The sequence below is a fragment of the Nonomuraea sp. PA05 genome, assembly GCF_008086045.1.
Taxonomy (GTDB): domain Bacteria; phylum Actinomycetota; class Actinomycetes; order Streptosporangiales; family Streptosporangiaceae; genus Nonomuraea; species Nonomuraea monospora.
The window spans coordinates 22,477-48,364 of sequence record NZ_VSEY01000031.1 but is presented as its reverse complement, the minus strand read 5'-3'; the positions used below and the strand labels follow the sequence as shown (position 1 = coordinate 48,364).

15 protein-coding genes are annotated in these 25,888 nt (G+C 72.8%); 8 read left to right on the top strand and 7 right to left on the bottom strand.

The genetic code is table 11. The features are described from left to right. Window positions 1-2: 2 nt before the first annotated feature. The 3 genes from FXF51_RS39585 to FXF51_RS39575 all read right to left on the bottom strand — a co-directional run bounded on the left by FXF51_RS39585 (window position 3) and on the right by FXF51_RS39575 (window position 3,189). Window positions 3-1,163: a sensor histidine kinase gene (locus FXF51_RS39585; RefSeq protein WP_148439899.1), complete on the bottom strand. Its 1,161-nt coding sequence runs from the start codon at window positions 1,161-1,163 to the stop codon at window positions 3-5. A gap of 71 nt (window positions 1,164-1,234) precedes the next feature. Further along, window positions 1,235-1,930 (bottom strand): response regulator transcription factor, encoded by a 696-nt coding sequence (locus tag FXF51_RS39580; RefSeq protein ID WP_148439898.1) that lies wholly within the window; start codon window positions 1,928-1,930, stop codon window positions 1,235-1,237. Beyond that, a complete protein-coding gene (locus FXF51_RS39575; protein WP_187414818.1) occupies window positions 1,927-3,189 on the bottom strand; it encodes a sensor histidine kinase in 1,263 nt (420 codons plus the stop codon). The genes FXF51_RS39580 and FXF51_RS39575 overlap by 4 nt, the downstream gene beginning before the upstream one ends. A gap of 364 nt (window positions 3,190-3,553) precedes the next feature. On the opposite strand from FXF51_RS39575, the gene FXF51_RS39570 reads away from it, so the two are divergent. The 4 genes from FXF51_RS39570 to FXF51_RS39555 are packed head-to-tail and all read left to right on the top strand — an operon-like array spanning window position 3,554 to window position 5,548. Next, entirely contained in the window at window positions 3,554-3,919 is a 366-nt protein-coding gene (locus FXF51_RS39570) for a YbaB/EbfC family nucleoid-associated protein (protein ID WP_148439896.1), read from the top strand. Window positions 3,920-3,951: 32 nt separating this feature from the next. After that, a complete protein-coding gene (locus tag FXF51_RS39565; RefSeq protein ID WP_148439895.1) occupies window positions 3,952-4,824 on the top strand; it encodes a hypothetical protein in 873 nt (290 codons plus the stop codon). A 10-nt stretch (window positions 4,825-4,834) separates the two neighbouring features. Then, window positions 4,835-5,194 carry a hypothetical protein gene (locus tag FXF51_RS39560; protein ID WP_148439894.1) on the top strand — a complete coding sequence of 120 codons (360 nt, stop codon included), beginning with the start codon at window positions 4,835-4,837 and terminating at the stop codon, window positions 5,192-5,194. A gap of 48 nt (window positions 5,195-5,242) precedes the next feature. Continuing rightward, a complete protein-coding gene (locus FXF51_RS39555; protein ID WP_222871652.1) occupies window positions 5,243-5,548 on the top strand; it encodes an antibiotic biosynthesis monooxygenase family protein in 306 nt (101 codons plus the stop codon). Window positions 5,549-5,567: 19 nt separating this feature from the next. On the opposite strand, the gene FXF51_RS39550 is transcribed toward FXF51_RS39555, so the two are convergent. Further along, window positions 5,568-6,905, bottom strand: coding sequence for an MFS transporter (locus FXF51_RS39550; RefSeq protein WP_187414817.1), 1,338 nt, complete (start codon window positions 6,903-6,905; stop codon window positions 5,568-5,570). Between the two features lie 96 nt (window positions 6,906-7,001). Then, window positions 7,002-10,763 (bottom strand): hypothetical protein, encoded by a 3,762-nt coding sequence (locus FXF51_RS39545; protein WP_148439891.1) that lies wholly within the window; start codon window positions 10,761-10,763, stop codon window positions 7,002-7,004. Between the two features lie 287 nt (window positions 10,764-11,050). Between FXF51_RS39545 and FXF51_RS39540 the strand changes: the two genes are divergently transcribed. Then, the gene (locus tag FXF51_RS39540) at window positions 11,051-15,112 is read left to right on the top strand and encodes a LamG-like jellyroll fold domain-containing protein (protein ID WP_148439890.1); all 4,062 of its coding nucleotides are present in this window, start codon (window positions 11,051-11,053) and stop codon (window positions 15,110-15,112) included. Window positions 15,113-15,114: 2 nt separating this feature from the next. After that, window positions 15,115-21,309: an RHS repeat-associated core domain-containing protein gene (locus FXF51_RS39535; RefSeq protein WP_262380129.1), complete on the top strand. Its 6,195-nt coding sequence runs from the start codon at window positions 15,115-15,117 to the stop codon at window positions 21,307-21,309. Window positions 21,310-21,354: 45 nt separating this feature from the next. Here the strand turns inward: FXF51_RS39535 and FXF51_RS39530 are convergent, their stop codons facing one another. Then, on the bottom strand, window positions 21,355-22,068 hold the full coding sequence (locus FXF51_RS39530) for a class I SAM-dependent methyltransferase (RefSeq protein ID WP_187414816.1): 714 nt from the start codon (window positions 22,066-22,068) through the stop codon (window positions 21,355-21,357). Window positions 22,069-22,497: 429 nt separating this feature from the next. Here FXF51_RS39530 and FXF51_RS39525 point away from each other — a divergent pair, with 429 nt between their 5' ends. Both FXF51_RS39525 and FXF51_RS39520 read left to right on the top strand, forming a co-directional pair. After that, complete coding sequence (locus FXF51_RS39525; protein ID WP_262380120.1) at window positions 22,498-23,454, top strand: cyclase family protein; 957 nt, start codon at window positions 22,498-22,500, stop codon at window positions 23,452-23,454. A 45-nt stretch (window positions 23,455-23,499) separates the two neighbouring features. Continuing rightward, the gene (locus FXF51_RS39520) at window positions 23,500-24,321 is read left to right on the top strand and encodes a hypothetical protein (RefSeq protein ID WP_148439887.1); all 822 of its coding nucleotides are present in this window, start codon (window positions 23,500-23,502) and stop codon (window positions 24,319-24,321) included. 101 nt (window positions 24,322-24,422) lie between these two features. Here FXF51_RS39520 and pafA read toward each other — a convergent pair whose 3' ends face one another. Continuing rightward, window positions 24,423-25,781 carry a Pup--protein ligase gene (pafA, locus tag FXF51_RS39515; protein ID WP_148439886.1) on the bottom strand — a complete coding sequence of 453 codons (1,359 nt, stop codon included), beginning with the start codon at window positions 25,779-25,781 and terminating at the stop codon, window positions 24,423-24,425. Window positions 25,782-25,888: the final 107 nt, after the last annotated feature.

Below are 25,888 nucleotides of genomic sequence, written 5' to 3'. Positions count from 1 at the left end.
GCTCACCCCCACGGAAGCCACACCTCGACCCTGAACCCGCCCTCCGGCAGCGGCGCCCCCGACGCCGTCCCGCCGAGCCCCTCGGCGCGCTCGTGAATGCCGATCAGTCCGTACCCGCCCGCCCCGCCCCGCCCGCGCTCCGCGCCCCCGCCGCCGTCGTCGGTGACCTGGATGTGCAGCCCGTCCGCCGCGTAACGCAGCACCACCTCCGCGGCGGCGTCCTTCTCCGCGTGCTTGAGCGTGTTCGTCAACGCCTCCTGCACGATCCGGTACGCCGCCCGCCCCACCTCGGGCGGCACCTCGCGAGGGCCGCCCTCGACGCGTAATCGCACGTCGAGGGGCAGCCATTCGGCCATCTCGCCGATCGCCTCGATCCCCGGCTGCGGCATCGCCGGGCCCTCCCGCAGCACGCCGAGCAGCATCCGCAGCTCGGCCAGCGCCGTGCGGCCCACGTGCCCGATCGCCTCGACGGCCGCGCCCGCCGCCGCCCTGTCGTCGTTCAGCAGCGCGACGCCCGCGCTCGACGACTGGATCACCATCGCGCTCACGTTGTGCGCCACGATGTCGTGCAGCTCGCGGGCGATGCGCATGCGCTGCTCGGCCAGCGCCGCCTGGGCCTTGCTCTCCTCGGCGCGGGCCGCGGCGCGCGCCACCGCCTCGGCCTCGGAACGCCGCAGCCTGCCCAGCCCCCACGCCGCCGCGCACGTCACGAACGACACCACGTACAGGTCGTCTGGGGGCGCGGCGGTCACCGGCCCGGCCGTCACCGTCACGAGCGCCGGCAGCAGCGTGCCCGCCAGGAAGACGACCGGCAGGCTCGACGACGTCCACCGGCCCGCGGTGTAGAGCGCGAGCATGAGCGCGGTCGGGGTGCTCAGCTCCGACCAGGCGGCGTTCCACTCCGCCCAGATGTCCCACCGGCCGCCCGCGAACCACAGCGCCCACACCAGAGCCAGCACCTGCACCGGGTACGTGCGCCGCAGGGCCAGGCTCGCGTAGGCCAGCAGGTCGCCCCAGAACGTCACCGGCAGGCGGCCGGGGTCGGCGATGGTGTGCTCGCTGTAGGGCACCTCCACCAGCAGGAACGTGCAGGCCGCGGCGGCCAGCAGCGCGTCGGCGAGCTGAGGATGCTCGCTCCACCAGTCCAGGGCTCGCCGGATCATGGTCGAACGCTACGGCGGGGACGTCCCGCCGCGCCAGCCGAAGATCGCCTCAGGCGCGCGCGGTGATCGCCTCAGGTGCGTGCGGAGCCTTCCCAGCCTGGGACGATGAGGCCGGACTCGTACGCCAGCGCCACGATCTGCGCGCGGCTGGAGAGGTTGAGCTTCGCCATCGTCCGGTTCAGGTGGGTCTTGACGGTGGCCTCGCTGACACGCAGCCGGGCGGCGATCTCCGCGTTCGACAGCGCCCGCCCGACCAGCTTCAGCACCTCCACCTCGCGGGCGGTGAGCGGGTGCAGGGCGGGGGAGAGCAGCGCGGCGGGCGGGCCGGCGTGCGGGTCGGCGTGCGTGGTGTAAGCCTCGATCAGCCGCCGGGTGACGCTCGGGGCGAAGAGCATGTCGCCCGCGGCGACGGTGTGCACGGCGGCGATGAGCCGCTCCGGCGGGGTGTCCTTGAGCAGGAACCCCGAGGCGCCGATGCGCAGCGCGTCGTAGACGTACTTGTCCAGGTCGAACGTGGTCAGGATGAGCACGCGGGGCCGGGGCTCGCCGCACGCGGACAGGATGTGCCCGGTGGCGGTCACGCCGTTCATGCCCGGCATCCTGATGTCCATGAGGATGATGTCGGGCCGCGTGGCAGCCGCCTGCGCGATGGCCTCCTCACCGGTCGCCGCCTCTCCGACGACGTCGATGCCGGGCGCCGCGCGCAGCAGCGCCGCCAGACCTGCGCGGACGAGAATCTGGTCGTCGACGACGAGTACCTTGATCATGTTTTCGGCTTACCGTCTGTCTGAGGGGGGTGAGCGGGCGGCAGGGGCAGGGGTAAGGGCAGGGTGACCACGACCTCGAACCCGCCCGATGGCTGCGGCCCGGCCGCGACCGTTCCCTTGTAGAGCTTGACGCGTTCGCGCATGACGATCAAGCCATGGCCGTCCTCGTGCCGGACGGCGTCCGCGCCGCGCCCGTCATCCGTGACGCGCAGCTCCAGCTCGGCGCCGTAGTGCAGGAAGACCCGGGCCGTGGCGGGGCCCGCGTGCCTGAGCACGTTGGTGAGGCATTCCTGCACGACGCGGTACGCGCACAGGTCGATGCCGGGCGGCAGCGGGCGTACCAGGCCGGTGATCTCCACCTCGACCGGCAGGCCCGCCGACCGCAGCCGCTCCACCAACTGGTCGAGCCGCTGCAAACCGGGCGCGGGATCGTAACCCTCCATGTCGTCGTCCCCGCTGTCGCCCGTGTCGTCGTTGAGGTCGATGCGCAGGATGGCCAGCAGGCGTCGCATCTCCGCCATGGCCTCGCTGCCGGTGTCGGCGATGGTGGTGAGGGCGCCGCGCGCGGTGGCCGGATCGGAGCCGAGGACGTACCGGGCCAGGCCCGCCTGGATCACGATCACCGACATGTGGTGGGCGACCACGTCGTGCAGCTCGCGGGCGATGCGCACCCGCTCTTCCGTCACGGCGCGCCGCGCTCTGTCCTCCTGCTCCTGCCGCAGCCGCTCGCTGAGGCCGGCCAGGCGCCTGTTGCGCTCCACCAGCATCCTGGTGCTGTTGCCGAACGTCCACGCGATGGCGAGCATGACGCTCGTCTGTGCCAGGTTCGGCCACAGGAACTCCGCCGGGCCGAGGAACGCCGTGTGCCACAGCGCCGCGACCGGGAGCAGGACGTACGGCACGGACTCGGCGGGCGGTCGCTTCCCTGCCACGGTGTAGAGCGCCAGCAGCGGCGCCACCCCGTTGAGCCGGGCGTCGTAACCGGCGGCGTGGAAGACGATCGAGGCGGCGCACGAGATCACCAGCACGCTGACCGGGGCACGCCGCCGCCAGGCCGGCGCCAGATTGACCACCAGGGTCAGCAGCACGCCGGCCGGGTCCATCGGGCGCCGCGCGTAGCCCGGATCGGCCGATCCGCCGCCCAGGACCAGGCCGAACGTCAGGGTGACGGTGGTGATGAGGATGCACAACAGCAGATCGGAGAGGAAGGGGTTCATCACGGCGAGCCGTCTGAGAGACGACAGCACCTTTGCGCGCATCGACGCATGGTAGCCGCGACCGGCCGGGTCGCTCATCACTCGTTCGGATGAGCGCGGCTACAACCCGTGCGGTATGCGCACGGCGGCGTACCGCAGCAGGTTGACCCGCCCAGGCCCACTCCACCACGACGGGATGACCCGTCCAGGCACGCTCACCACCGCGGGAACCCCTACGGGCCGGTTCGCCGCGCGGGCTTCGCCGTCGCCAGTGCCGCCTGCACGATGCGCAACGCCTCGCCGAAGCGGGGCCCGCCCGTATGGACCGAGGAGACCGCCCGCCGGTTTCCGGAAGATCTAACAACCTCTATTTCCGCTCTGTTTTAACGGTATATTGTGTTCTTCGCTCGAACAACCGGGAGGCGGCATGACACCACCGACGGAGCCGTTCAGCACCGCCGGCGACCCAGAGCTGGACCGGCTGCTGAAGGGCTTCCGCCAGGAGCTGACGGCGATCGAGGGCCTGCGCGACCAGATCACCTTGGTCGTGGGCCGGGGCGAGGCGGCCGGGGGGCGCGTGGTGGTGACGGTGACGCAGACCGGCGCGCTGGCCGGGCTGAGCATCGATCCCCGCGCGATGCGGCTCGGCTCCGACGAGCTCGCGGCGGCGATCCTGGAGGCCGCCGGGCGGGCGGCGCGCGCCGCCGAGCGGGAGGCGAACGACATGGTGGCGCCGTTCATCGCCGGGACGCCGCTGAACGGGGACGGCACGGGCGGGACCCGGTGGCGCTGAACGTCAGCCCCGGCCGCGCGAGCATCTACGGCTTGGGAACTCTGGGCATCGCGGCCTTCGTGTTCGAGATGCTCGCCACGCCCTACCCCGAGGGCGATCCGGACAGGGCGCGCCAGGCGGGCGCCGTCTGGAAGCGTCTGGCCGACCGGATCGAGCAGAGCCCGGACCACACCTACTCCGCCGCGCAGTCGGTGTGGCGCGGGAACGACGGGGCCGGGGTGGAGGAGTTCAAGAAGACGGTGACGGCCGCGCTCTACCCGCAGGCCGAGGAGAACGCGTTCACCGCCAGGCTCGCCAAGCGGTGCCGCGACAACGGCACGGCCTGCGACGAGTTCGCCGAGACGCTCAAGGCGGCCAGGGACGCGTACTGGACGCTGGCCCTGGCCAACCTGGCGAGCTTCGTCTTCATCACCACCTTCCCCTGGCAGGCGGGCTGGGCGTACCAGATCACGCAGATCCTCATCCGGCGGGCGCAGGCGCGGCTGCTGGCGAAGCTGCTGGAGCACAGCATCGCCAAGATCGTGCTGAGCAAGCTGACGGAGTACTCGATCGGCAGCGTCTTCTTCGCGGTGGGGGACGTGGGCGTCGTTGCGGGCGTCAAGGCGCTGCGCGGCGAGGACCCCGGCTCGTTCGGCGAGAACGCGACTCAGGCGGTGAAGGAGTTCGCCGCGTCGGTCGCCTTCTACGGGGTGTTCGACGCGGCGATGCCCCTGGCCAGGAAGGCGACCTCGAATCCGGACGTTCAGTACTTCCTGAGCCGCCTGGCCGGCGGATCGGCCGGGTACGGCCCCACGTACGAGGCGCTGAACGGGCAGTCGGGCACGGAGCTCGTCCCCACCTGGGAGCAGACCCTGAGCCGGGTGCTGCTGTACTTCACCATGGCGCACAAGCCGGCCGGAGGATGAGGAGGACGGCATGGAGGTCCACCAGAAACCGTTCCGGTCGGCGGCGACCGCGTTCGAGACCGAGCGGAGCGACCTGCGCGGGTTCGTCGCCGCGGCGGCCGAGGACCTGAACGCCATCGGCGACTTCTGGGGCGGCACCCAGGAGGGCGCGACGTTCCTGAAGGGGCAGGGCGGCGGCAGCGGGTACGAGGCGGTGACCGGCCAGATCATCGAGGCGATCGACGTGCTGCTCGACGCTCACCACGAGATCGCCGCACGCCTGCGGCTCATGGCGGACAACGTGCGGGTGGCCGACTGGGCCGTTCTCGCCGCGACCCTGTCGAAGCTGCCTGCCGCCGACCCCGAACGGCCGATCTGGGGTACGGGCTGAGCCCCGGTGACGTGACACCGCTCAGGCGGCATCATGGATGGTGTGATCATGCGAACGTGGCGAGGATGGACCCGGACCTCCCAGGCGGCCGCCTACGAGAAGTACCTGCTCGAAACCGGCTTCAAGGGATATACCAGCACGCCGGGGAACCGGGGCGCGCAGTTCACGCGACGCGACGTCGAGGGCGGCAGGACCGAGTTCTTCCTGGTCTCGTTCTGGGAGTCGTGGGAGGCGATCAGGGCGTTCGCGGGCGACGATCCCGCGCGGGCGGTGTTCTACCCGGCCGACGACGGGTTCCTCGTGGACAGGGAGACCACGGTGGAGCACTACGAGGTGTTCGCGAGCGCTCCCTGACCGGAGGCCGCCTTGGCGGTCAGCCGGGCGCCGCGGCTTCCCGCTGCTCCCTGATCGACGTTTCCACGGACTCCAGCCGGATCCTCCGGCTGTCCGGCAGCCCCCACGCGGCGACGATCCCGATCGCCGCCGTCCCCATGATCACGAACGCCGGCGACAGCGGCAGGCCGGCCCGTGTGGTCAGCACGTTGACGACCAGGGGCGGCAGGCCGGAGAAGACGAAAGCGCCGATGGTCCACGCGATGCCGCCCGCCGTCGCCCGTACCTCGGTCGGGTAGAACTCCATCGCCGCGGCGTGGATCGCGCCCAGGCACAGCGGGACGCTCACCAGGATGAGCATGCCGCCCAGCACGGCCGCCGTGAAGCCGCCGCTGCGGGCGACCAGGAAGCCGGGCAGCACGAGCAACATGGACGCCAGCCCGCCCAGCACGAGCGGCACCCGCCGCCCGAACCGGTCGCCGAGCAGCCCCGCCAGCGGGTTGAACACCACGAGCGTCGAGATGAGGATCAGCGGCACCGCGCGGGCCTGTCCGGCCGACAGGCCGCTCTCCCGGACGAGGTAGGTCGGGTAGTAGACGAACATGATGTAGAAGGTGGTGCCGAGCGCGCCGACGCAGCTCACGCGTAGGATCATGCGCCAGCTCCGCCGCAGCGCCGTCCCGATCGAGGCGTTGCGCACCCCCGCACGCGCCGCCTCGTACGCCGGCGGCTCCCGCAGCCCGAAGCGGAAGTACAGGCCCACGAGGGCCAGCGGCGCGGCTATCAGGAACGCCACCCGCCACCCCCAGGCGTCGAACGTGCTCGCGTCCACGGCCAGGCCGATCACGACGCCCGTGGCGGCCGCGGCCAGGGTGCCCAGGTTCCCGGCGGCGGAGATGAACGACGTCAGGAACCCGCGCCGCCTCCGTGAGGCGTACTCGCCGAGGAACACCGGGGCGACCGTGGCCTCCCCGCCCGAGGCGAACCCCTGCACAAGCCTGCACAGGACGAGCAGAACCGGGGAGAGCAGCGACGCCGCCTCGTAGGTGGGGATGAGGCCGATGCCAGCGGTCGCCAGCCCGATGAGCAGGATCGACGTCATCATCGCGGTACGCCTGCCCGCCCGGTCGGCCATCACCCCGAAGAACAGGCTGCCCGCCGACCTCGACAGGAAGGAGACGCCGAAGACCGCGAAGGTCGCGATCAGCGCGGCCTCCGCGTTGCCCGCCGGGAAGAAGGCCGTCGAGATGGGGGCCACGAAGAGCCCGTAGAGGGCCATGTCGTAGACCTCGATGAAATGGCCGATCACCACCGCGCCCACCGTTCTGCGGCGTGCGGAGTCGGCCTTGGCGTGGCGTTCGCCGGATGGTGTCGGCATGCCGGTTCTCCCGGTCATCGAACGGGCAGGAGCGATCCTTCGCGAGCCCCCGACGTTGACGATGATGCGGGCCGGGAGCGCGCGCAAGCGGCCTGTTCAGGGGGTGGCGGGGTCGCACAGGGGGCGATGGTCGATGCCCGGCAGGAATCGCGCCCAATCGCCGGCCGTGATGCGAGGATGGGCCAGCGCGCACACCTGCGCCGCCACCCGCTCAGGATCGGTCGGCCACAGGCGGGCCGTCCGGTCCTCACCGGCGGTGAGCAGGGTGCGGCCGTCGGGGCCGAAGGTGACGGCGTGCACCCGGTCGCCGTGCCCGGACAGCACCGCGCGCAGCTCAGGCCGGCCCGTGGCGGGCACCTGCCACAGCCGTACCGTGCCGTCCATGCCCGCCGTCGCGAGCGCACTCCGGTCGGGGCTGAGCGCGACCGACTGCACGCCGCCGACGTGCCCGGACAAGGTGGCGTGCAGGCGGGGCCTGGCGGGGGTGGCGACGTCCCATAGGCGGGCGGTGCCGTCCAGTCCGGCCGTCGCCAGAGTGCGGCCGTCCCGGCTGAAGACGGCCTGGCGCACCGTGGACGGGTGCGCGGCGAAGCGGGCCACCCGCGCCGGGGCGCGCGAGTCGGCGAGGTTCCACAGGTGCACGTCGCGGTCCTGGACGACCGCGAGCAACGGGTCGTGCGGGCTCGCGGAGAGGGCCGGCACCCCCATGTTCTCCTTGAGCACGCCGGCTCGCCGGACGCGGCGCGGGTCCGTCACGTGCCACAGCTCGGCCCCGGGCGCGCTGCCGCCGCCGGTCGCCAGGAGCGCGTCGCCTCGCAGGAAGGCGAGGGTCCGGACGTCGCCGGCGGTCTCGAACCGCCCGAGCAGGGCGGGCCGCCGCGGATCCGCGACGTCCCACAGGCGCACCCGGCCGTCGATGCCGCCGGTGGCGACCAGCCGGCCCGAGTGGCTGAACGCGACCGCCTTGACCTGGGCGGTGTGGCCGTTCAGCAGGGCGAGCGGCGCGGGGCGGCCGGGGTCGCGCACGTCCCACAGCCGCGCGGAGAAGTCCTCGCTGCCCACGACGGCCGTGCGCCCGTCGGGGCTGAGGTCGGCGGTCGACAGCGCGCCGCCGTGCCCGGCCAGGACGGCCCCCGGCACGTCGGTCACCAGGACGGCCTCGTCCGCGCCCCCGGAGACGAGGTGGCCGCTGTCCGGGCTGAAGGCGAGCCCCCAGATGGTGCCGGTGTGCCCGGAGACCGTGGTGGAGGGGTGGGGGCGGCGCCGGTCGGAGACGTCCCACAGCCGTACCGTGAAGTCCCAGCCGCCACTGGCCACCGTCCGCCCGTCCGGGCTGAACGCGACCACCTGAACGGGCGCCGCGTGTCCGCTGAGCCTGGCCAGCGCGACCGGCTCGCCGCGGTCGGCGAGATCCCACAGGGCGACCTCCTGGTCGTGGCCGGACACGGCGAGCGTCCGCCCGTCCGGCGCGAGGGCCACCCCGGTGACCTGGCCCTCGCGCCGGGGCAGCCAGGCCAGCGGCGCCGGGTGGCGCGGGTCCGCGACGTCCCAGATCCGGGTCCTGCCGTCCGCGGAGCCGGTGACGAGAGTGCGGCCGTCGGAGCTGAGCGCCGCCGTGAGGATGCCCGCCGCGTGGCCGGTGAGCTCGGCCAGCCGCACCGGCCGGTCGGGCCGGGAGACGTCCCACACGCGGGCGGTCCCGTCGGCGCTCACGGTGTGGACGGTGCGCGCGTCAGGCGTCGGCATCGCCCGCAAGACCGCCTCGTCATGGGCGCGGAAGGCAGCGAGCCGGGTGGGGCGGCGCGGCTCTGTCACGTTCCACAGCCGCACTTCGCCGTCGTAGGTGGCGCTCACCATGGTGCGGCCGCCGGACGCGAACGCGAGCGACTCGACGTCCCCGGGCTGGCCCGGCAGCTGTGCGAGCAGGACGGGGCGGTGCGGGGCGCTCACGTCCCACAGCCTGATGACGCGGTCGTCGCCCCCGGTCGCCATCGTCCGCCCGGTGAAGGCGACGGTGTTGACGTTCAGGGCGAGCCGGGTGGCGAAGGGCGCCGCGAACCCGCTCATCAGGCTGCTCCGGGCGGCCACCGTCGGCGACAGGCGGTAGGCGGCCAGGCTGAGCTGCGCCGCCAGCGCGGGGTCCACCTTCCGCAGGGCGGCTGCCTCCCCGGCGACCTTCTCCGACAGGGCGACGTCCCGCTGGTCCTGGGCCGACGCCTGCACGCGCAGGGCCGTCACCGCGGCGACCACGGCGACCACGAGGAGCCCGGCCATGGTCGCGACCAGTTGCCGGGCCAGCCGCCCACGCCTCCGGTCGGCCGTGGCGCTGGCGGCGAGGTAGCCGGCCTCCAGGTCGTTGAGGTCCTCCGGCCGCCGGTCGGCCCAGGCCCGCGCGGCGGCGAGCCGGGCGCCGCGCAGCAGCGCGCCACGGTCGCGGCCGAGCTCCTGCCAGGTGGTAGCGGCCCGGGTCAGGTCGCGGTGCAGGCGCAGGTCGGCGCGGCCGTCCAGCAGCCAGCTCCGCAAGCGGGGCCACGCCGAGATCACCGCCTCGTGCGCCACCTCCACCGTCTCCCGGTCCAGGACGATCAGCCGGGCGCGGGCCAGGTCCTCCAGCAGGTCGTCCATCCCGGGCACGGACGCGACGCCGCTCAGCTCGGTGCGGGCGACGCGGCGCAGGGTGTCCTGCGTGCCCTCCCCGAGCGCGGTCAGCCGGAGGAAGACCGCGCGCATCGCCCGCCGGCGGGCGGCGTCACCACTGAGGTAGGTCGCCTCGGCGGCCTGAGCGATGCTTCCGCGCACCCCGCCGCCCGCCCGGTAGTCCGCCAGGCGCAGGACGGGGCCCTCCCGGCGGCGCCAGGTCTCGCGCAGCGCGCGGGACAGCAGGGGCAGCGCGCCCGGCCGGTCGGCGGCGTCCGCGATCAGCGTCACGACCAGGTCGTCGTCCACCGCGACGCCCGCCTTGGCCGCCGGGCCGGTGATGATGTCGCGCAGTTCGGCCTCGCCGGGAGCGCCGATCGGCACCTGCGTGCCCTCGCGCAGCGCGGCCACGAGCTCGGGGACGCCGGAGCAGTGGGCGTAGAAGTCGGCCCGCACCGCGAGGACGACCCGCGGGCCGCCCTGAGCCGCCCGCACGACGGCCCGGATGAACGCCGCGCGTTCGGCGGCGTCCGCGCAGAGCGTGAACGTCTCCTCGAACTGGTCGATCACCAGCAGCACCCGGCTCCCGTCCAGAGTCCAGTCCGGAGTCCCGTCCGGATCGCCGGCCGCGTCCGCGCCGGTCAGCGGCGCGAGAGCGGTCGCCAGCTCGGTGAGGGGATGCTTCGAAGGGGTGAGCACGACAGCGCGCCACTCCGGCGGCAGGGCGGGCAGCAGACCGGCTCTGATCAGGGACGACTTGCCGCTGCCCGACGCCCCGAACACCGCCGTCAGCCCTGACCCGTCCGCGTCCGTGACCTGCCGGGTGAGCGCCGCCACGAGCTCGCCGCGGCCGAAGTACCAGTCGGCGTCCCGCTCCTGGAAGGCCGCCGGCCCCATATAGGGGCACTCCTCGCCGGCCATGGGCGGCATGGCCGCGGACACGAGGCCGGCGGCGGCCTGCCAGCGGGCCGTCCATTCCGCCCGGTTCCCGCCGCACGCCTCGACGTAGGCCAGGGCCACCTCCAGGGTGGGCAGCCGCCTGCCCTGCGCCGCCTCGGCGAGCGTGCTCGGGGAGTAGTGCGCCCGCTTGGCCAGGAGCCGGTAGCCGGGAGAGCCCGCCTCCCGGCGTAATCGCCGTAGCTCCCAGGCGAAGCGCTCCGCCGGCCCCGCGTCGGGATCGATCGACCCTTCCGGCCGGCCCGCCCGTCGTTCCGCGTTCATGCCCCGCGCCCCCCAGACTTCGGCTCCCTGAACCGGTCAGCACCCCGCCGCATTGATCGCCCGGCCTCGGAGATCGGCATTGTCCGGCGCTGGTCAGCGGCTGTTTCGGACAATTTTAGGAACGGCCTAGCATCGGGCTCATCCGCCGAACGGCAGACCTTTCGCGGGGCTACGGGGGCCTCATCCGCCGAACGGCAGAGCGCTCCCGCGACGGCTGGTACACCACTCACCGAATCAACCGACCGTTCCGCCCGCATGCGCCGGAGCGGTCTCGAAGCGGGGGTCACATGACTTCATGGCGAATCTTCCTGTCCTGGTTACTGATCCCGGCGCTGCTGGCGGTCCCGGCGATCACACGCCCCGCCGCCGCCGCGCCGGTGACGAGCGAGGACCGGCGGGCACGCGACCCGTCGCCGGCGGAACGGGCGCGCGCCTCGGGCGAGCGCGTCGTGGTGCCGGAGGAGACCGGCCCCGACCGCATGGTGTACGCGAACCCGGACGGCACCCTCACCGCGGAGCTGAGCGCGGAGCCCGTCAGGGGCCGTAAGGACGGCGAATGGGCCCCGCTCGACCTCGACCTGAGCGTCACCGGGGACGGCGGCGTGACACCGGCCGTGGCCGCCACGCCGTTACGGCTGAGCGGCGGCGGCGACGGCCCGCTGGTCCGCTTCGGCGACGGGGACGCAAGGATCGAGCTGGCCTGGCCCGCGCCGCTGCCCGAGCCGGTCCTCGACGGGGACACCGCCACCTACCGCGAGGTGCTCCCCGAGGTGGACCTCGTCGTGCGGGCGACGCCGCGCGGCTTCTCCCACGTCCTGGTCGTCAGGACGGCGAAGGCCGCCCGCGACCCGCGGCTCGCCGAGATCAGGTTCGGGCTGCGGACGAGCGGCGTCACGGTAGGCGTGACCGGGACAGGCGCGCTGGTGGCCACCGGCGCGGACGGCGGCGTCGCCTTCCAGGCCACGCCCGCGACCATGTGGGACGCCTCAGCCGGCGCGACGGCCCGCGCCGCGGCCGGATCCGGCGGCAGGCGGGCCGACGTGGCGGTCAAGGTCGGCGCCGGCCACCTCACGCTCATCCCCGACAAGGAACTGCTCGCCGACCCCGAGGCCCGGTTCCCCCTCTACATCGACCCTGACTGGGGCAGAGGCCCCTCGGGCTGGGGCAACGTCTACAAGGGGCTGGACGACACCAGGGCCTGGGGCGGGGACGGCGACGGCTTCGCGAAGGCCGGCCGGTGCATCGACTCCACCTGCGGGAAGGTCCAGGTGGCCCGCACCTACTTCCAGTTCGACGTCTCGTCCCTGTTCGGCGCGGTCGTGCGCAGCGCGGAGTTCAACATCCCCGTGGTGCACTCCTACTCATGCGAGCCCAGGTGGGTCTACGCCCAGGAGGCCGGGCGAGTGGACAGCGGCCTGACCTGGAACAACCAGCCCTGGCGTGGCCCGGTGCTGCAGAGCCACAACGTCGCCTACGGCTACGGCTCCGCCTGCCCCGCCCGCAACCTGGGCTTCGACTCCGTCCTCGCGGTGCGCAACTCCGTCTACAACGCCAATCCCACGACCACCGTGGCGGTGCTGGCGGGCGACGAGAACGACGGGTGGGGCTGGAAGCGGTTCGCCTCCAGCGCCTCGCTGGTCGTCGGCTACAACCGGGTACCCGGCGCGCCCACCGGCCTGTCGGCCGAGAACCGCGGGTGCGCCGTCGAGCCGAACGAGCCGTACGTCTACACCGCCACGCCGACGCTGCGGGCCACGGCGGCGGACCCCGACGGCCTCCCGGTCGCGGTGCAGTTCGAGTGGTACGTCCGCCACGGCGCGAAGAAGGGCGAGACGACCACGCTGTCGAAGCCGTCCGGCAGCCCGTTCAGCATCACCCTCCCGGGCGGGGCCTTCGCCCACGGCAGCAAGATCGCCTATCGGGCCCGGGTCTCGGACGGCCTGGACTGGGGGCCGTACAGCCAGTGGTGCGACGTGACGGTGGACCAGCAGGCGCCCGACCGGATGCCGCACGTCAGCTCGGTCACCTATCCGGAGGACGACATCGGCGGGGCGGCCGGCCGGACGGCGGCCTTCGTCCTGTCGGCGAACGGCGTCCCGGACGTCACCCGCTTCAGGTACCAGCTGGACGACGCCCCGCCCGCGTTCGTCAACGCCGACCGGCCGGGCGGCAGCGCCACCGTGCTGCTGACGCCGTCCGGCGCCCGCCCCTACGACCTGTACGTGCAGAGCATGGACCGCGCGGGCAACGTCGCCGACCTGAAGTACCGCAAGCAGTACCACTTCGCCGTGGGCCGGGGCACCCCGCCGGTCGGCCACTGGCGGATGGAGGGGAGAACCTCCGACATCCGGGTGCCGGACGTGTCGGGCGGCGGACGGCACGGCACGGTGAGCAACACCGGTTCGGCGCCCAGGGGCGCGGCGTGGGGCGCCGGCAGGCACGGCGACGCGCTGCGCATGGACGGCTCCACCGGCCACATGGCGGCCTCCGGCGGCTCCGCCGTCCGGACTGACCAGAGCTTCTCCGTCTCGGCGTGGGTGCGCCTGGAGGGCGCGGACGGGCAGTTCCGCACGGCGGTCAGCCAGGACGCCGCCACCGGCAGCGGCTTCTACCTGCAGTACACGCAGAGCGGGAGCTGGGCCTTCTCGATGCTGCAACGGGACGGGACGTCGCCGCCCACCGACCGCGCCGTGGCGCCCGGCCGGGCCGCCGTCGGCGTGTGGACCCACCTGACCGGGGTGTTCGACGTCGCGAGCAAGGAGATGCGCCTGTACGTCAACGGAGCACAGGCCGCCTCGGCGACGCACGCCACTCCCTGGCACGACGACGGGGCCGTGCAGATCGGCCGGGCCAAGCACGACGGGAAGGCGGTCGACCACTGGCCGGGCGGCGTCGACGAGGTGCGTCTCTACGACCGGGTGCTCACCCAGGACGAGATCCACGACCTGGCCACCGCCCCCACCGCCGACGAGGGGCTGTGGCCGCTGGAGGACTCCGGCGCCGACCTGTCGGGCAACCACCGCTCGTTGTCCGCCACGGGCGCCGTCACCTGGGCGGACGGCACGCTCGGCCGCGCGGTACGGCTCGACGGCGCCGGCTACCTGTCGACCGCGGCCCCCGTCCTGCGCACCGAGGCCAGCTACACCGTCTCGGCGTGGGTCAAGCTCGACCGGACAGGCGACGGCACCCGCGCGATCCTCACCCAGGACGGCGTGCGGGGAAGCGGTTTCGGGCTGAAGTACCGCATCGAGAGCGGCCGGTGGAGCATCAGCGTGCCGGCCGCGGACGCCGACGGCGCGGGTTACAGCCGGGCGGAGTCCGCGGAGCCCGCCGTGGCCGGCGAGTGGACGCACCTCACGGCGGTGCGCGACGCCGCGGCCGGGCGGCTTCAGCTGTACGTCAACGGCGAGATCTCCGGCGACGTGGCGTTCACCGGCGGCTGGCCGTCCACCGGGGGCCTGCAGATCGGCCGGTCCAGGATCGGCGGCGCCCCCGCCGAGCTGTGGGTGGGGCTCATCGACAACGTGCACGTGTACAACGGCGTGCGCACCGGAGAGCAGATCAGCGAGGAGTACCTCAACCCGGTCGTGCGCCGGGACTCGCCCTTCCCCGGCCAGCTCAGCAGGTGGACCGACCACGACTTCGAGCGCCTGACCAGCACCCACGCGGTGCCTCCCGGCTACTACCTGGAGATCTCGCTCGGCACGCTCGCGCCGCCGGGCGCCCCGGGCACCCGCAAGCTGTACTCCTGCGCCGCCGGCGTCGACACCTTCACCTCCACCGACCCGGCATGCGAGGGACGCACCCTGCTGGCCGAGCTCGGTGACGTGTACGCCGAGCCGCCGGAGGGCGTGGCCACCATGCCGGTGTACCGGTGCCGGTCCCCGATCACGGGCCTGTCCTTCGACTCCTCGGCGGCGAACTGCGAGGGCAACACCCAGGAACGGCTCCTCGGCCACACCCTGCCCTACGCCCACCTCGTCCAGTACAGCCAGCCTGACCCGCCCCGCGGCCGGGTCGCCGAGGCGAGGTCGCCGGGCGCCACCTACCGGGTCGGCAACTCGCTCGGCCTGATGACCCTGCGGGACGAGCCCGGCACCAGGGGCGTGCTCCGCTGCCGCGCGGGCGACGACGAGTACCTCGACGTGGGCGGCGCCTGCGAGGGCGCGACGACGGTGTTCTGGATCGGCAACGTGTGGGAGCAGCCGCCCCCGAACGCCCTCAGCACGCCCGTCCACGCCTGCCGGGACGACTCGACCGGCGAGCGCTTCGAGTCCGGCGACGCCGCCTGCGAGGGCCAGACCACCTTACGGACCTTGGGATACGTCATCACACGGTTGGGAGCGTGAGAATGATCGACTCTGGACCACCCGCCGGCCGCCGCCTTCGCCGGGCGGCGGCGGCACTGGCCGCCTTGTTACTTCTGCCCGCCTCACTGACGATCACGGCGGTGCGGCCGGCGTCCGCCGCGCGGGCGGCCGCGGACGTTCAGCCCACCCCGCCGCAGAGCGAACCTCCGGTCCCCGTCGTGGCGGTGCCGGCCAAGCCCGTGGGCGAGGACAACGTCGCCAAGCACGCCATGACCGGCACCCCGTCCGTGACCTGGCCCGCCACGGGGGCCGTCGACGTAACCGTGCCCACCGTGGGCGAACAGCCGGCCGGCGACCTGCCGGTGTCGGTAGGCGCGCCAGAAGCCGAGCCGGGCAAGGCCAGGGGGAGCTTCGCCGACGGCGTGAAGGCCGTCCGGGTGGAGGTGCTCGACCGGGCCGCCGCCGAAGCGGCGGGCGTCCCCGGCATGCTGCTGCGGGTACGGCGCAACGACGGGCAGAGCGCGACGGGCCGGGTCTCGCTCACCCTCGACTACTCCGGGTTCCGGCAGGCGTACGGCGGCGACTGGGCCGCACGCCTGCGGGTGCTGCGGATCCCGGACTGCGCGGCGGCCGACCCGGCGTCCGAGGAGTGCCGGCCGTCCGTGCTGCCCGGCCGCAACGACCCGCGCAACGGCCGGCTGCGCGTGCGAGCCGAGGCCGGCGCGCAGGACGCCACGCTCGCCCTGGCCGCCGCGCCGTCCGGCGTCTCCGGCGACTACACCGCGACGTCGCTGGCGCCGTCGGGGTCGTGGGACGTGTCGCTGCAGACCGGCGACTTCTCCTGGAGCTACCCGCTCGCCGCGCCGGACGTGCCGGGCGGCCTGCAGCCGGACCTGGCGCTGTCGTACGCCTCCAGCGCCGTGGACGGCCGGGTGTCCACCACCAACAACCAGCCGTCGTGGCTGGGGGAGGGCTGGAACCTGTGGCCGGGGTTCGTCGAGCGGCGTTACAAGACGTGCGCGGACGACACCGCCGGCGGCAGCCCGGCCACCTACGACCAGTGCTGGGCCGGCCAGAACGCCACACTGTCGCTCAGCGGGCGCTCCGGCGTGCTCGTCTACGACGAGGCCCGCAAGACGTGGCGGCCCAAGGACGACGACGGCACGCGCGTGGAGCGGCTCGACGGCGCGTCCAACGGTGACGACGACGGCGAGCACTGGAAGGTCACGACCGTGGACGGCACCCAGTACTTCTTCGGCTCGCGGCCGGAGACGCAGTCGGCCTGGACGGTGCCGGTGTACGGCAACCAGGCCGGCGAGCCGTGCGCGTCCGGCAGCTTCGCCACCTCGCGCTGTGCGCAGGCGTGGCGGTGGAACCTGGACCGCGTCGTGGACCCGCACGGCAACACGATGACCTACTTCTACGCCAAGGAGGACAACGCCTACGGCGCCAACCTCGGCGCCGAGAAGGCGCTCTACACGCGCGGCGGCACGCTGACCCGGATCGAGTACGGCACCCGCGACGGCGTGACCAGAGCGCCCGCGCAACTGGTCCTCACGACCGCCGACCGCTGCCTGCCCGGCGCCAACTGCGCCACCCGCACCAAGGAGAGCTGGCCGGACGTCCCCTGGGACCAGAACTGCGAGGCGGCCACCTGCCGCGACCACTGGGCCCCGACCTTCTGGTCCACCAAACGGCTCGCCTCCGTCACCAGCCAGGTGTGGGACGGCACGGCCTACCGCGACGTCGACCGCTGGACCTTCACGCACGCCTACCCCAAGCCCGACGACGGCACCAGCCCGGTGCTGTGGCTGAGCGGCGTCACCCGCACCGGCCTGGCCGGCGGGCAGGCCGCGCTGCCGCCCGTCACCTTCGACGGCATCGCCCTGGCCAACCGGGTCAACTCCACGCAGGACGGCCTGCCGCCGATGAAGAAGTTCCGCCTGTACGCCGTCAACGGCGAGTCGGGCGGGCAGACGGTGATCACGTACCGCTCCGCCGAGTGCGCCGCCGACGCCCTGCCCACCCCCGACGGCAACGGCAAGAGCTGTTTCCCCGTGCGGTGGGCGCCGTGGCTGAGCGGCCCGATCGACGACTGGTTCCACAAGTACGTGGTGGCGAACGTCGCCAAGATCGACCGGACCGGCGGCGCGGCGACCGAGTTCACCAGCTACGACTACGAGGGCCCCGCCGCCTGGGCGTACAACGACGACCCGTTCGTCAAGGCCGACTACCGCTCCTGGACCGGCTGGCGCGGCTACGAGAAGGTCCTCGTGCGGCAGGGGGACCCGCGCGACCCCGGCGACCCGAAGGAGAACGCCACCCGCTACCAGTTCTTCCGCGGGATGAACGGCGACCACCGCTCCGGCGGCGGCACGCGGACCGCGTCGATCACCGACTCGGCCGGCCGGACGCTGGCCGACGACCCGCAGCTCGCCGGGTTCCTGCGCGAGCAGATCACCTACGACGGAGTGAACGGCCCGGTGGTCTCGGGCGTCATCAACGACCCGCTGGCCCGCCTGACCGCCACGCAGGGCCCGCACAAGGCCCACCAGGTGCTCATCGAGCGCACCGCCACCCGCACGGCGCTGTCGGCGGGCGGCTGGCGGCGGACCGAGACGCACACCACGTACGACGACGCGGGGCTGCCCGTCAAGGTGGACGACCTCGGCGACACCTCCACCGCCGCGGACGACCGCTGCACCGAGACCTCCTACGCCCGCGACACCGGCGCCTGGCTGCTCTCCCTGCCGAGCCGGGTGCGGACGTACGGCACGAAGTGCGGAGGGACGCCGCAGTTCCCCGAGGACGGCATCTCCGACGTGCGGACCTACTACGACGGCAAGGACCTCGGCCAGGTGGGGAAGGGCGACGTCACGAAGATCGAGGAGACCGAGGCCTACGAGGCGGGAGAGCCGCGCCACGTGACGACGAGCCGTGCCACCCACGACGTCTACGGCCGGGTGGTCACCTCCCACGACGCGCTGGGCCACGAGACCACCACCGCCTACGAGCCGCCCACCGGGCCACCGCGGACGGTGGTCACGACCAACCCGCTGGGACACGCCACGACCACCACCATGCACAGGCTGCTCGGCGTGCCCGAGACCGTCGTCGACGCCAACCAGCGGCGCACCGACCTGCGCTACGACGCGCTCGGGCGGGTGGCAGGGGTGTGGCTGCCCGGCAGGTCCGCCGCCGCGGGCCAGAGCCCGAACTCGCGCTACACCTACGTCGTCCGCCCCGACGCCGCGACCTACGTGGCGACCGAGACCATGAAGGCGAACGGCAACCTGGTCGCCTCCTACGCCCTGTACGACGGCTTCCTGCGGCCCCGCCAGACCCAGGAACACACCTGGGGCGGCGGCAAGCTGGTCACCGACACCCACTACAACGCCCGCGGCCTGGTGGCCCGCGCCAACGCGGGCTACCACGTGGCGGGGGCGCCCGGCGGCTCGCTGCTGGCGCCCCAGGACGACACGCTCATCCCCAGCCAGACCGTCACCGAGTACGACGGCGCCGGGCGTGAGGTGCTGTCCAGGCTGGAGGCGTTCAACCACAAGCAGTCGGAGACCACCACGGAGTACGGCGGCGACCACGTCGCGGTGACGCCTCCCCCGGGCGAGACGCCCACGGCGACGTACACCGACGCCCGGGGGCGGACCACCGAGCTGCGCCAGTACGAGTCAGGCAAGCCGTCCGGCGCCTACACCGCCACCACCTACAGGTACACCAAGGCCGGCGCCCTCGCCGCCATCCGTGACGCCGACGGCAACGAATGGCGCTTCGGCTACGACGCGCGGCACCGGCGGATCGCCTCCCACGACCCCGACAAGGGCGACAGCACCCGCACCTACGACGCCGCGGGCCGGATGCTGACCAGCACGGACGCGCGCGGCCAGACGATCGCCCACGAGTACGACGACCTCGGCCGGCCGGTCACCACCCGCCGCGACGGGCCGCAGGGCGACAAGCTCGCCGCCTGGGTGTACGACACGCTGGCCAAGGGGCGGCTCACCTCCGTCACCCGGTACGCAGGGACGGACGCCTACGTCAACGCCGTCACCGGCTACGACCAGGGCTACCGCATCACCGGCCAGTCGATCGGCATCCCCGCGGCGGAGGGCGGCCTGGCCGGCACCTACACCACGACCAGCACCTTCCTCGCCGACGGCAGCACCGCCTCGGTCGTCATGCCCGCCATCGGCGACCTGCGCGCCGAGACCCTCGTCTACACCTACGACGGGCTGGGCGGGCTCAACACCGTCACCGGCGCCGCCACGTACGTGAGCAAGACGGCCTACACCGAGCTCGGCGAGCCCACCCAGTACCACCTGGGCGACAAGGCCAACCCGTTGATCTGGCACTCGCAGTACTACGATCCCGCCACCCGGCGGCTGACCCGCTCCCTGGTGGAGCAGGAGAAGGCGGGCGCGCTCAAGGTCGACGACACCGCCTACCAGTACGATCCCGCAGGCAACGTCACCAAGATCGACAACGCGGCGGCGGGCGGCGTCCGCGACGTCCAGTGCTTCCGCTACGACCGGTACCGGCGGCTCACCGAGGCGTGGACCCCGGCGGCCGACTGCGAGGCAGGCCCCGGCGCCGCCACCGCCGGTCCCGCCCCGTACTGGTCCAGCTTCACCTTCGACGACCTCGGCCGCCGGCTGACGGAGACCCGGCACGGCCTGGCCGGCGCCCAGGACACCGTCAGCAGGACCGACTACCCCGACGTGGGCGAGGCCCGGCCGCACGCCCCGACGTCCGTCGAGGTCACCGGCCCGGCCGGGAACAGGACCGACACCTACGACTACGACCCCGCGGGCAACGTCGTGGGCTGGCGCGGCGCCGCCGGCGACCGCACCCTGTCCTGGAACGCCGAGGGCCTGATGACCGAGGTGACCGAGGAGGGCGCGGTCGGCGGCGACGTCGATCGCGTGTACGCCCCCGACGGCGGGCTGCTGCTCAGCCGCGACGAGGCGGGCGCCACGCTGCACCTGCCCGGCGGCATGCTCCGCCTGGACAAGGCGACGGGCAAGCTGACCGGCACCCGGTTCTACCGGCACGGCGACAGCACCATGGCGGCACGCACCGCCGCCGGGCTCAGATACACGATGGCCGACCGCAACGGCACGCCGGAGCTGGCCATCGACTCCGTCACCTGGGCGGCGACCAAGCGCCGCTTCGACCCGTTCGGCGCCCCGCGCGGCGCGCAACCGCCGTCCTGGCCCGGCGACCGCGACTTCGTCAACGGCGCCAAGGAGGCCGCCACCGGCCTCACCCGGCTCGGTCAGCGCGACTACGACCCCGCCACCGGCGTCTTCCTGTCACCCGACCCGCTCCTGCACCCGGGTGACCCGCAGCAGCTCCCGCCGTACGCCTACGCGGGCCAGAACCCGGTCACCTTCAGCGACCCCGAGGGCCTGGCCTTCCGCAACGCGCCCGACGGCGAGTGCGACAGGGGATGCGGGTACAAACCGGGCACCGGGCCCGCGAGCACCCTGCACTACCGGCCGTACGCCCCGGCCAGGGGCAGCACGGCCAACTCCCCGGACGGCGAGTGCAGCCGCGGCTGCCGCTACAAGCCCGGCCGTGGACCGGCCAGCCGCGTCACCGGCCGGCAGGTCGGCCTGGCGCGCGGCAGAACCGGTAACGCGCCGGACGGCGAGTGCCATCGAGGGTGCCTGCACAAGCCGGGCCGGGGGCCGGCGAGCGGGCTGACGAGCTGGCAGGCGGCGCGCCGCACCGAACAGCGCAAGGCAGAGGTCGTCCAGCAGACCTTGGGCGACCACGGCCTGATCGAGATCTCGAACCTGGTGAAGTACCAGTCGGGCTCGGTCTGCGTGGAGGCGACGAAGGGCGTCCTCATCGCGGTCGCCGCCAACGTGTGCGTCAACTTCGACAGGGTGGGGCTGACGGTCAGCACGGGCGCCAAGATCGGCCTCCACCTCGGCGCCGGGGTCAGCGTGGCCGTCTCCACCAGGCTGAACACAGAGGACGCCACCAAAGTCAACAACGGGTTCGACACATCGCTCGACTACGGCCGCGAGGTGTACGTCGGCGTCGGCGGCGGCGGGAAGGGGATATCGCCCGAGGCCAACTTCGAGGGCGAGCTGAACCACTCGATCCAGACGTCGTATGGCGTCGGCGCCCGCTTCAGCCTGGGCGGAGCCTGGCTCAACGCCAACGTCAACTCCGGGTACGTGCTCAAGTGGACCGACCTGGGCATCCGCTGACCGAAGGCCCTGGAGCGGGCGGCCGCCCGCTCCAGGGCCGTCCCGTCAGCGGCGGGTGCCTGACAGGACGATGAGGGAGCAGGTGACCGGCCCGGGGGCGCGGTCACGCCACGAGAACAGCACAGGATCGGCGACCCCCTCCCAGGTCAGCCATTCGACTGCGACATCGGCGAACCCGGCTCGCTCCAGGATCTCGGTGTAGGTCCCGGGAAGCCAGTAGTAGTCGTGGATCTCGGTGTCGCCCACCTGGACCGTGATCTGTTCGCCCTCGGCGGCGGGCCGCCGGGCCAGGACGGTGGAGCGCGAATGGTCGATGTCCAGGACCGCGAACCGCGCGCCGGGGCGCAGCACCCTGCCGACCTCGTCGGCCAGCGCCTGGATGGCCGCCCGCGACGGCTGCATCAGCAGCACGAACGCGGAGTAGGCCGCGGCCATGGAGGCCGTGTCCAGGAAGTCGAGTCGCCGTCCCTCGGCCTGGTGGTAGGTCACCGACGGGTGGGCGTGCTCGCGCCGGGCGACCTCGAGCATCGCGGGCGAGGCGTCCACCGCCACCACCGGGCTCGCGAACCGGCGGGCCACCTCCACCGCCACCTCGCCGTGGCCGCAACCGACGTCCAGCATCGGGCCGCTTCCGCCGCCGTCGCCCTCCGGTTCCAGCGCGCGGAACAGGAAGGGGTAGCCCAGCAGCCAGGCCAGGTCGCGTGCCCGCCACTTGGCGTACGCGGCGGCGACCTCGGGATCGTCGAAGGAACTTGTCACGCCCATCGTCCCAGGTAAGCACGTGTGGGTGGCCGGGAGGCCCGGCTTGAGAGCAAAACCTTCGCATACTCCGGCCTCAGGCAACGGAGAACCCCATCAAGCTCTCCGCCCTCGCCATGGCGCTGGTCACCCCCGCCGCCGTCAGCCTGATCGCCGTGGCCGGACCCGCCGGACGGGTCCGCGCCTACTTGTTCCGCGACTGCTCCGACCCCTCGACGAACCTGAGGCGGGCCATCAAGCGCGGCCAGATCAAGAACCGTAGCGCCCCGCTCCCGCTAGTCGCCGGTCGGGCGGCCCAGATGTTCGTGAACGGCCCCTCCCCGCCCGCCCGCCGACCTAGTACCATCCCGGCTCAGCGACCCTGGGCACAGGGCGGGAAATCCCGCCTCTGATGCCTCGAACCGCGCGACCGGAGGAGCCGATGCTGGGATGACCGCAGGGCGACCGATGCCGACGCAGGACGACGTGCTCGAATACTTCAACACGTTGTCGAACTGGGGCCGGTGGGGCGAAGACGACGAGCTGGGCACTCTCAACCACGTCACCGACGACGTCCGGCTGGCGGCGGCGCAAGCCGTGCGTCACGGCAGGAGCGTGTCGTGCGCGTGGGAGGTCGCCGTGCCGAAGGAGATGGAGCGGTCGACGACGGCGTGCCCGTGCGCCGCCGACATGCCGGGCGCCGAGCACATGCCGGCGCCCGGATTCCGCAACGACCGGCGCTGGGGCTTCTCGATGGAACGGCTCGGCGTCACCTTCCACGGCAACACCATCACCCACATCGACTCGCCGTGCCACATCTTCTGGGACGGCAAGATGTACAACGGCCGGCCGCACTCGCTGGTCGACGCCACGAACGGATCGCAGTGGGCGGCCGTCACGGCGGCGGCGAACGGGATCGTCACGCGTGGCGTCCTGCTGGACATCGCGAAGGTCCGCGACGTGCCGTCGCTGGCCCCGGGGGAGGGCGTGTTCCCCGAAGACCTCGAGGAGGCCGAACGCCGCCAGGGTGTGCGCGTACGACCCGGCGACGCGGTGCTCCTGCGCACCGGCCACGGCCGCGTCCGGCACGAGACCGGTGTGGCCGGCGGTCTCAAGCAGGCGGGCTGGCACGCGTCCTGCCTGCCGTGGCTGCACGAACGGGAGGTCGCCCTGATCGGCGCCGACACCCCTCAGGACGTTCAGCCGTCGGGGTACGACGGCGTGCTGATGCCGGTGCACGCCGTGAGCCTCGTCGCGATGGGGTTGTGGATGCTCGACAACTGTGACCTGGAGGCGTGCGCGACGACGGCAGCCGAGCTCGGCCAGTGGGACTTCCACCTCTCTGTCGCGCCGGTCCGTTTCGCGGGCACGTCCGGCAGCCCGGTCAACCCGATCGCCACCTTCTGACCGCAGGAAGCTACCATGATCCTTGTCTGATGGAAGGACATGAGAATGCGGCTCAGCCTCTCCCGGAACGGTCTGTGCGCAGTGGCGGCCCTGGACCTGCTCGTCGCTGTGCTGATCGTTTCTGGACGGTTGACGCCCATGCCGGCGGGGCTGGTGGCCGCGGCGTTGATCGCGCCCCTGTCCACCGTGGGATACCTGCACGTGTACCGGCTTTTCAGGGCCGCGCGTGAGGCCGGCGCCGCGCCATGGGACGCGCTGCGGACGGTCGCCGATGCGCTGGTGCCGCTGCAGGTGCGCATGCTCATGCGAGCGGAGCGCAGGAACCTGGCCAGCTTCGCTCTGTGGGTCAGCCGGCGTCAGGACGGGGTGCCGCCCGGCGGCATCGCCGTGGCGTATGCGAGGAATCAGCGGCCGTTGCTGCTGATGCTGCTGTTCGCCGTGGTCGTGCAGGCCGTCGCCCTGGAGTGGATGCTGGCGGTCTCGGACGCCGAGGCCGGCCTGCGCGCCATCGTCATGGCGGCCGACGTCTACCAGCTCCTGTTCGTGCTGGCCCTCGGGGCGGCGTCCGCCACCCGGCCGCATGTCGTGACCGCGGACGAACTGCGCGTCCGCTACGGCGCGTACTTCGACCTGCGCGTCCCGCGCGAGCTGATCGCCTCCGTCAAGGCGAGCCGCAACTACGACGCGCGCCGCGCGATCGAGGTGGCGGACGGCCGGCTCACGCTGGGGGTGGACGCGCAGACCAACCTGATCGTCCACCTGACCGAGCCGATAGCCATCACCCGGCCCCTCGGCCGTCGCGCGCACGTCACCACGATCCGCTTCTACGCCGACGACCCCGCCTCAGCTCTGCGCGTTCTGGCGTAGCCGCTGACCTCCGGGTTGTTCTGGACGGCGCCCGGCCTGCCCGCGCCGAAGCAGGCCCGCACCGTCGTCACGAGCGCCTCACCGGTAGCGGCCACCCACGGTCACATGCCGGCGATCAGCCTGTCGACCCGCTCGTCCACACTCCGGAACGGATCTTTGCACAACACCGTGCGCTGCGCCTGATCGTTCAGCTTCAGGTGCACCCAGTCGACCGTGAAGTCGCGCCGCTTCTCCTGCGCCTTGCGGACGAACTCGCCGCGCAGCCGCGCCCGCGTGGTCTGCGGCGGCACCGACTTGGCCTCGAAGATCTTGATGTCGGACGTCACCCGCTCCACCAGGCCCTTGCGCTGCAGCAGGTAGAACAGCCCCCGCCGGCGATGCACGTCATGGTAGGCCAGGTCGAGCTGCGCCACCCGCGGCGAGGACAGCGGCAGATCGTACTTGCTGCGGTAACGCTCGATCATCTGGTACTTCGTCACCCAGTCGATCTCGCGGGAGACCAGGTCCAGGTTCCCCGTCTCGACGGCCCGCAGCGTACGCTCCCACAGGTCCAGCACCCGGTGCGCGATCGCGTCACCGCCGCGGCGGTCGACGAAGTCCTTCGCCTTGGACAGGTACTCCTGCTGGATCTCCAGCGCGGACGCCTCCCGCCCGTTGGCCAGCCGGACCTTGCGGCGGCCCGTCATGTCGTGGGACACCTCGCGGATCGCCCTGATCGGGTTCTCCAGCGACAGGTCGCGGATCACGACACCGGCCTCGATCATGCGCAGCGCCAGGTCGGTGGCGCCGACCTTGAGCAGCGTGGTGGTCTCGCTCATATTCGAGTCGCCCACGATCACGTGCAGCCGGCGGAACCGCTCGGCGTCGCCGTGCGGCTCGTCGCGCGTGTTGATGATCGGACGCGAACGGGTGGTGGCGCTGGACACGCCCTCCCAGATGTGCTCCGCACGCTGGGACAGGCAGTACACGGCGCCCCTCGGCGTCTGCAGCACCTTCCCTGCCCCGCACACGACCTGCCGGGTCACCAGGAACGGGATCAGCACGTCCGCCAGCCGCCCGAACTCCCCGTGGCGGCCCACGCAGTAGTTCTCGTGGCAGCCGTAGGAGTTGCCGGCCGAGTCGGTGTTGTTCTTGAACAGGTAGATGTCCCCGGCGATGCCCTCCTCGCGCAGCCGCCGCTCGGCATCGACGGCCAGGCCCTCCACGATGCGCTCACCGGCCTTGTCGTGCGTCACCAGCTCCACGACGTTGTCACACTCGGGAGTGGCATACTCCGGGTGGCTGCCGACGTCGAGATACAGGCGCGCTCCGTTGCCCAGGAAGACGTTGCTCGATCTGCCCCAGGACACCACTTTCCGGAAGAGGTAGCGCGCCACCTCGTCGGGAGACAGCCTGCGTTGCCCTCTGAAGGTGCAGGTGATCCCGTACTCATTCTCCAGGCCAAAGATGCGACGGTCCATCGCCACCTCATTCCCTCCTCCGTCCGTTATACGTGCCCCGCGGGGAGTGGAACCACTCTCCGCGAGAAGCGGGCGGCTGGGAGCGATTGGGCTATCGTGCCGCGATG

What these genes read in the sequence shown, in the direction of transcription:
- FXF51_RS39585 (WP_148439899.1), bottom strand. Translation starts at nt 1,163, where the DNA reads ATGATCCGGCGAGCCCTGGACTGGTGGAGCGAGCATCCTCAGCTCGCC.
- FXF51_RS39580 (WP_148439898.1), bottom strand. Translation starts at nt 1,930, where the DNA reads ATGATCAAGGTACTCGTCGTCGACGACCAGATTCTCGTCCGCGCAGGT.
- FXF51_RS39575 (WP_187414818.1), bottom strand. Translation starts at nt 3,189, where the DNA reads ATGCGCGCAAAGGTGCTGTCGTCTCTCAGACGGCTCGCCGTGATGAAC.
- FXF51_RS39570 (WP_148439896.1), top strand. Translation starts at nt 3,554, where the DNA reads ATGACACCACCGACGGAGCCGTTCAGCACCGCCGGCGACCCAGAGCTG.
- FXF51_RS39560 (WP_148439894.1), top strand. Translation starts at nt 4,835, where the DNA reads ATGGAGGTCCACCAGAAACCGTTCCGGTCGGCGGCGACCGCGTTCGAG.
- FXF51_RS39555 (WP_222871652.1), top strand. Translation starts at nt 5,243, where the DNA reads ATGCGAACGTGGCGAGGATGGACCCGGACCTCCCAGGCGGCCGCCTAC.
- FXF51_RS39550 (WP_187414817.1), bottom strand. Translation starts at nt 6,905, where the DNA reads ATGCCGACACCATCCGGCGAACGCCACGCCAAGGCCGACTCCGCACGC.
- FXF51_RS39545 (WP_148439891.1), bottom strand. Translation starts at nt 10,763, where the DNA reads ATGAACGCGGAACGACGGGCGGGCCGGCCGGAAGGGTCGATCGATCCC.
- FXF51_RS39540 (WP_148439890.1), top strand. Translation starts at nt 11,051, where the DNA reads ATGACTTCATGGCGAATCTTCCTGTCCTGGTTACTGATCCCGGCGCTG.
- FXF51_RS39535 (WP_262380129.1), top strand. Translation starts at nt 15,115, where the DNA reads ATGATCGACTCTGGACCACCCGCCGGCCGCCGCCTTCGCCGGGCGGCG.
- FXF51_RS39525 (WP_262380120.1), top strand. Translation starts at nt 22,498, where the DNA reads ATGACCGCAGGGCGACCGATGCCGACGCAGGACGACGTGCTCGAATAC.
- FXF51_RS39520 (WP_148439887.1), top strand. Translation starts at nt 23,500, where the DNA reads ATGCGGCTCAGCCTCTCCCGGAACGGTCTGTGCGCAGTGGCGGCCCTG.
- pafA (WP_148439886.1), bottom strand. Translation starts at nt 25,781, where the DNA reads ATGGACCGTCGCATCTTTGGCCTGGAGAATGAGTACGGGATCACCTGC.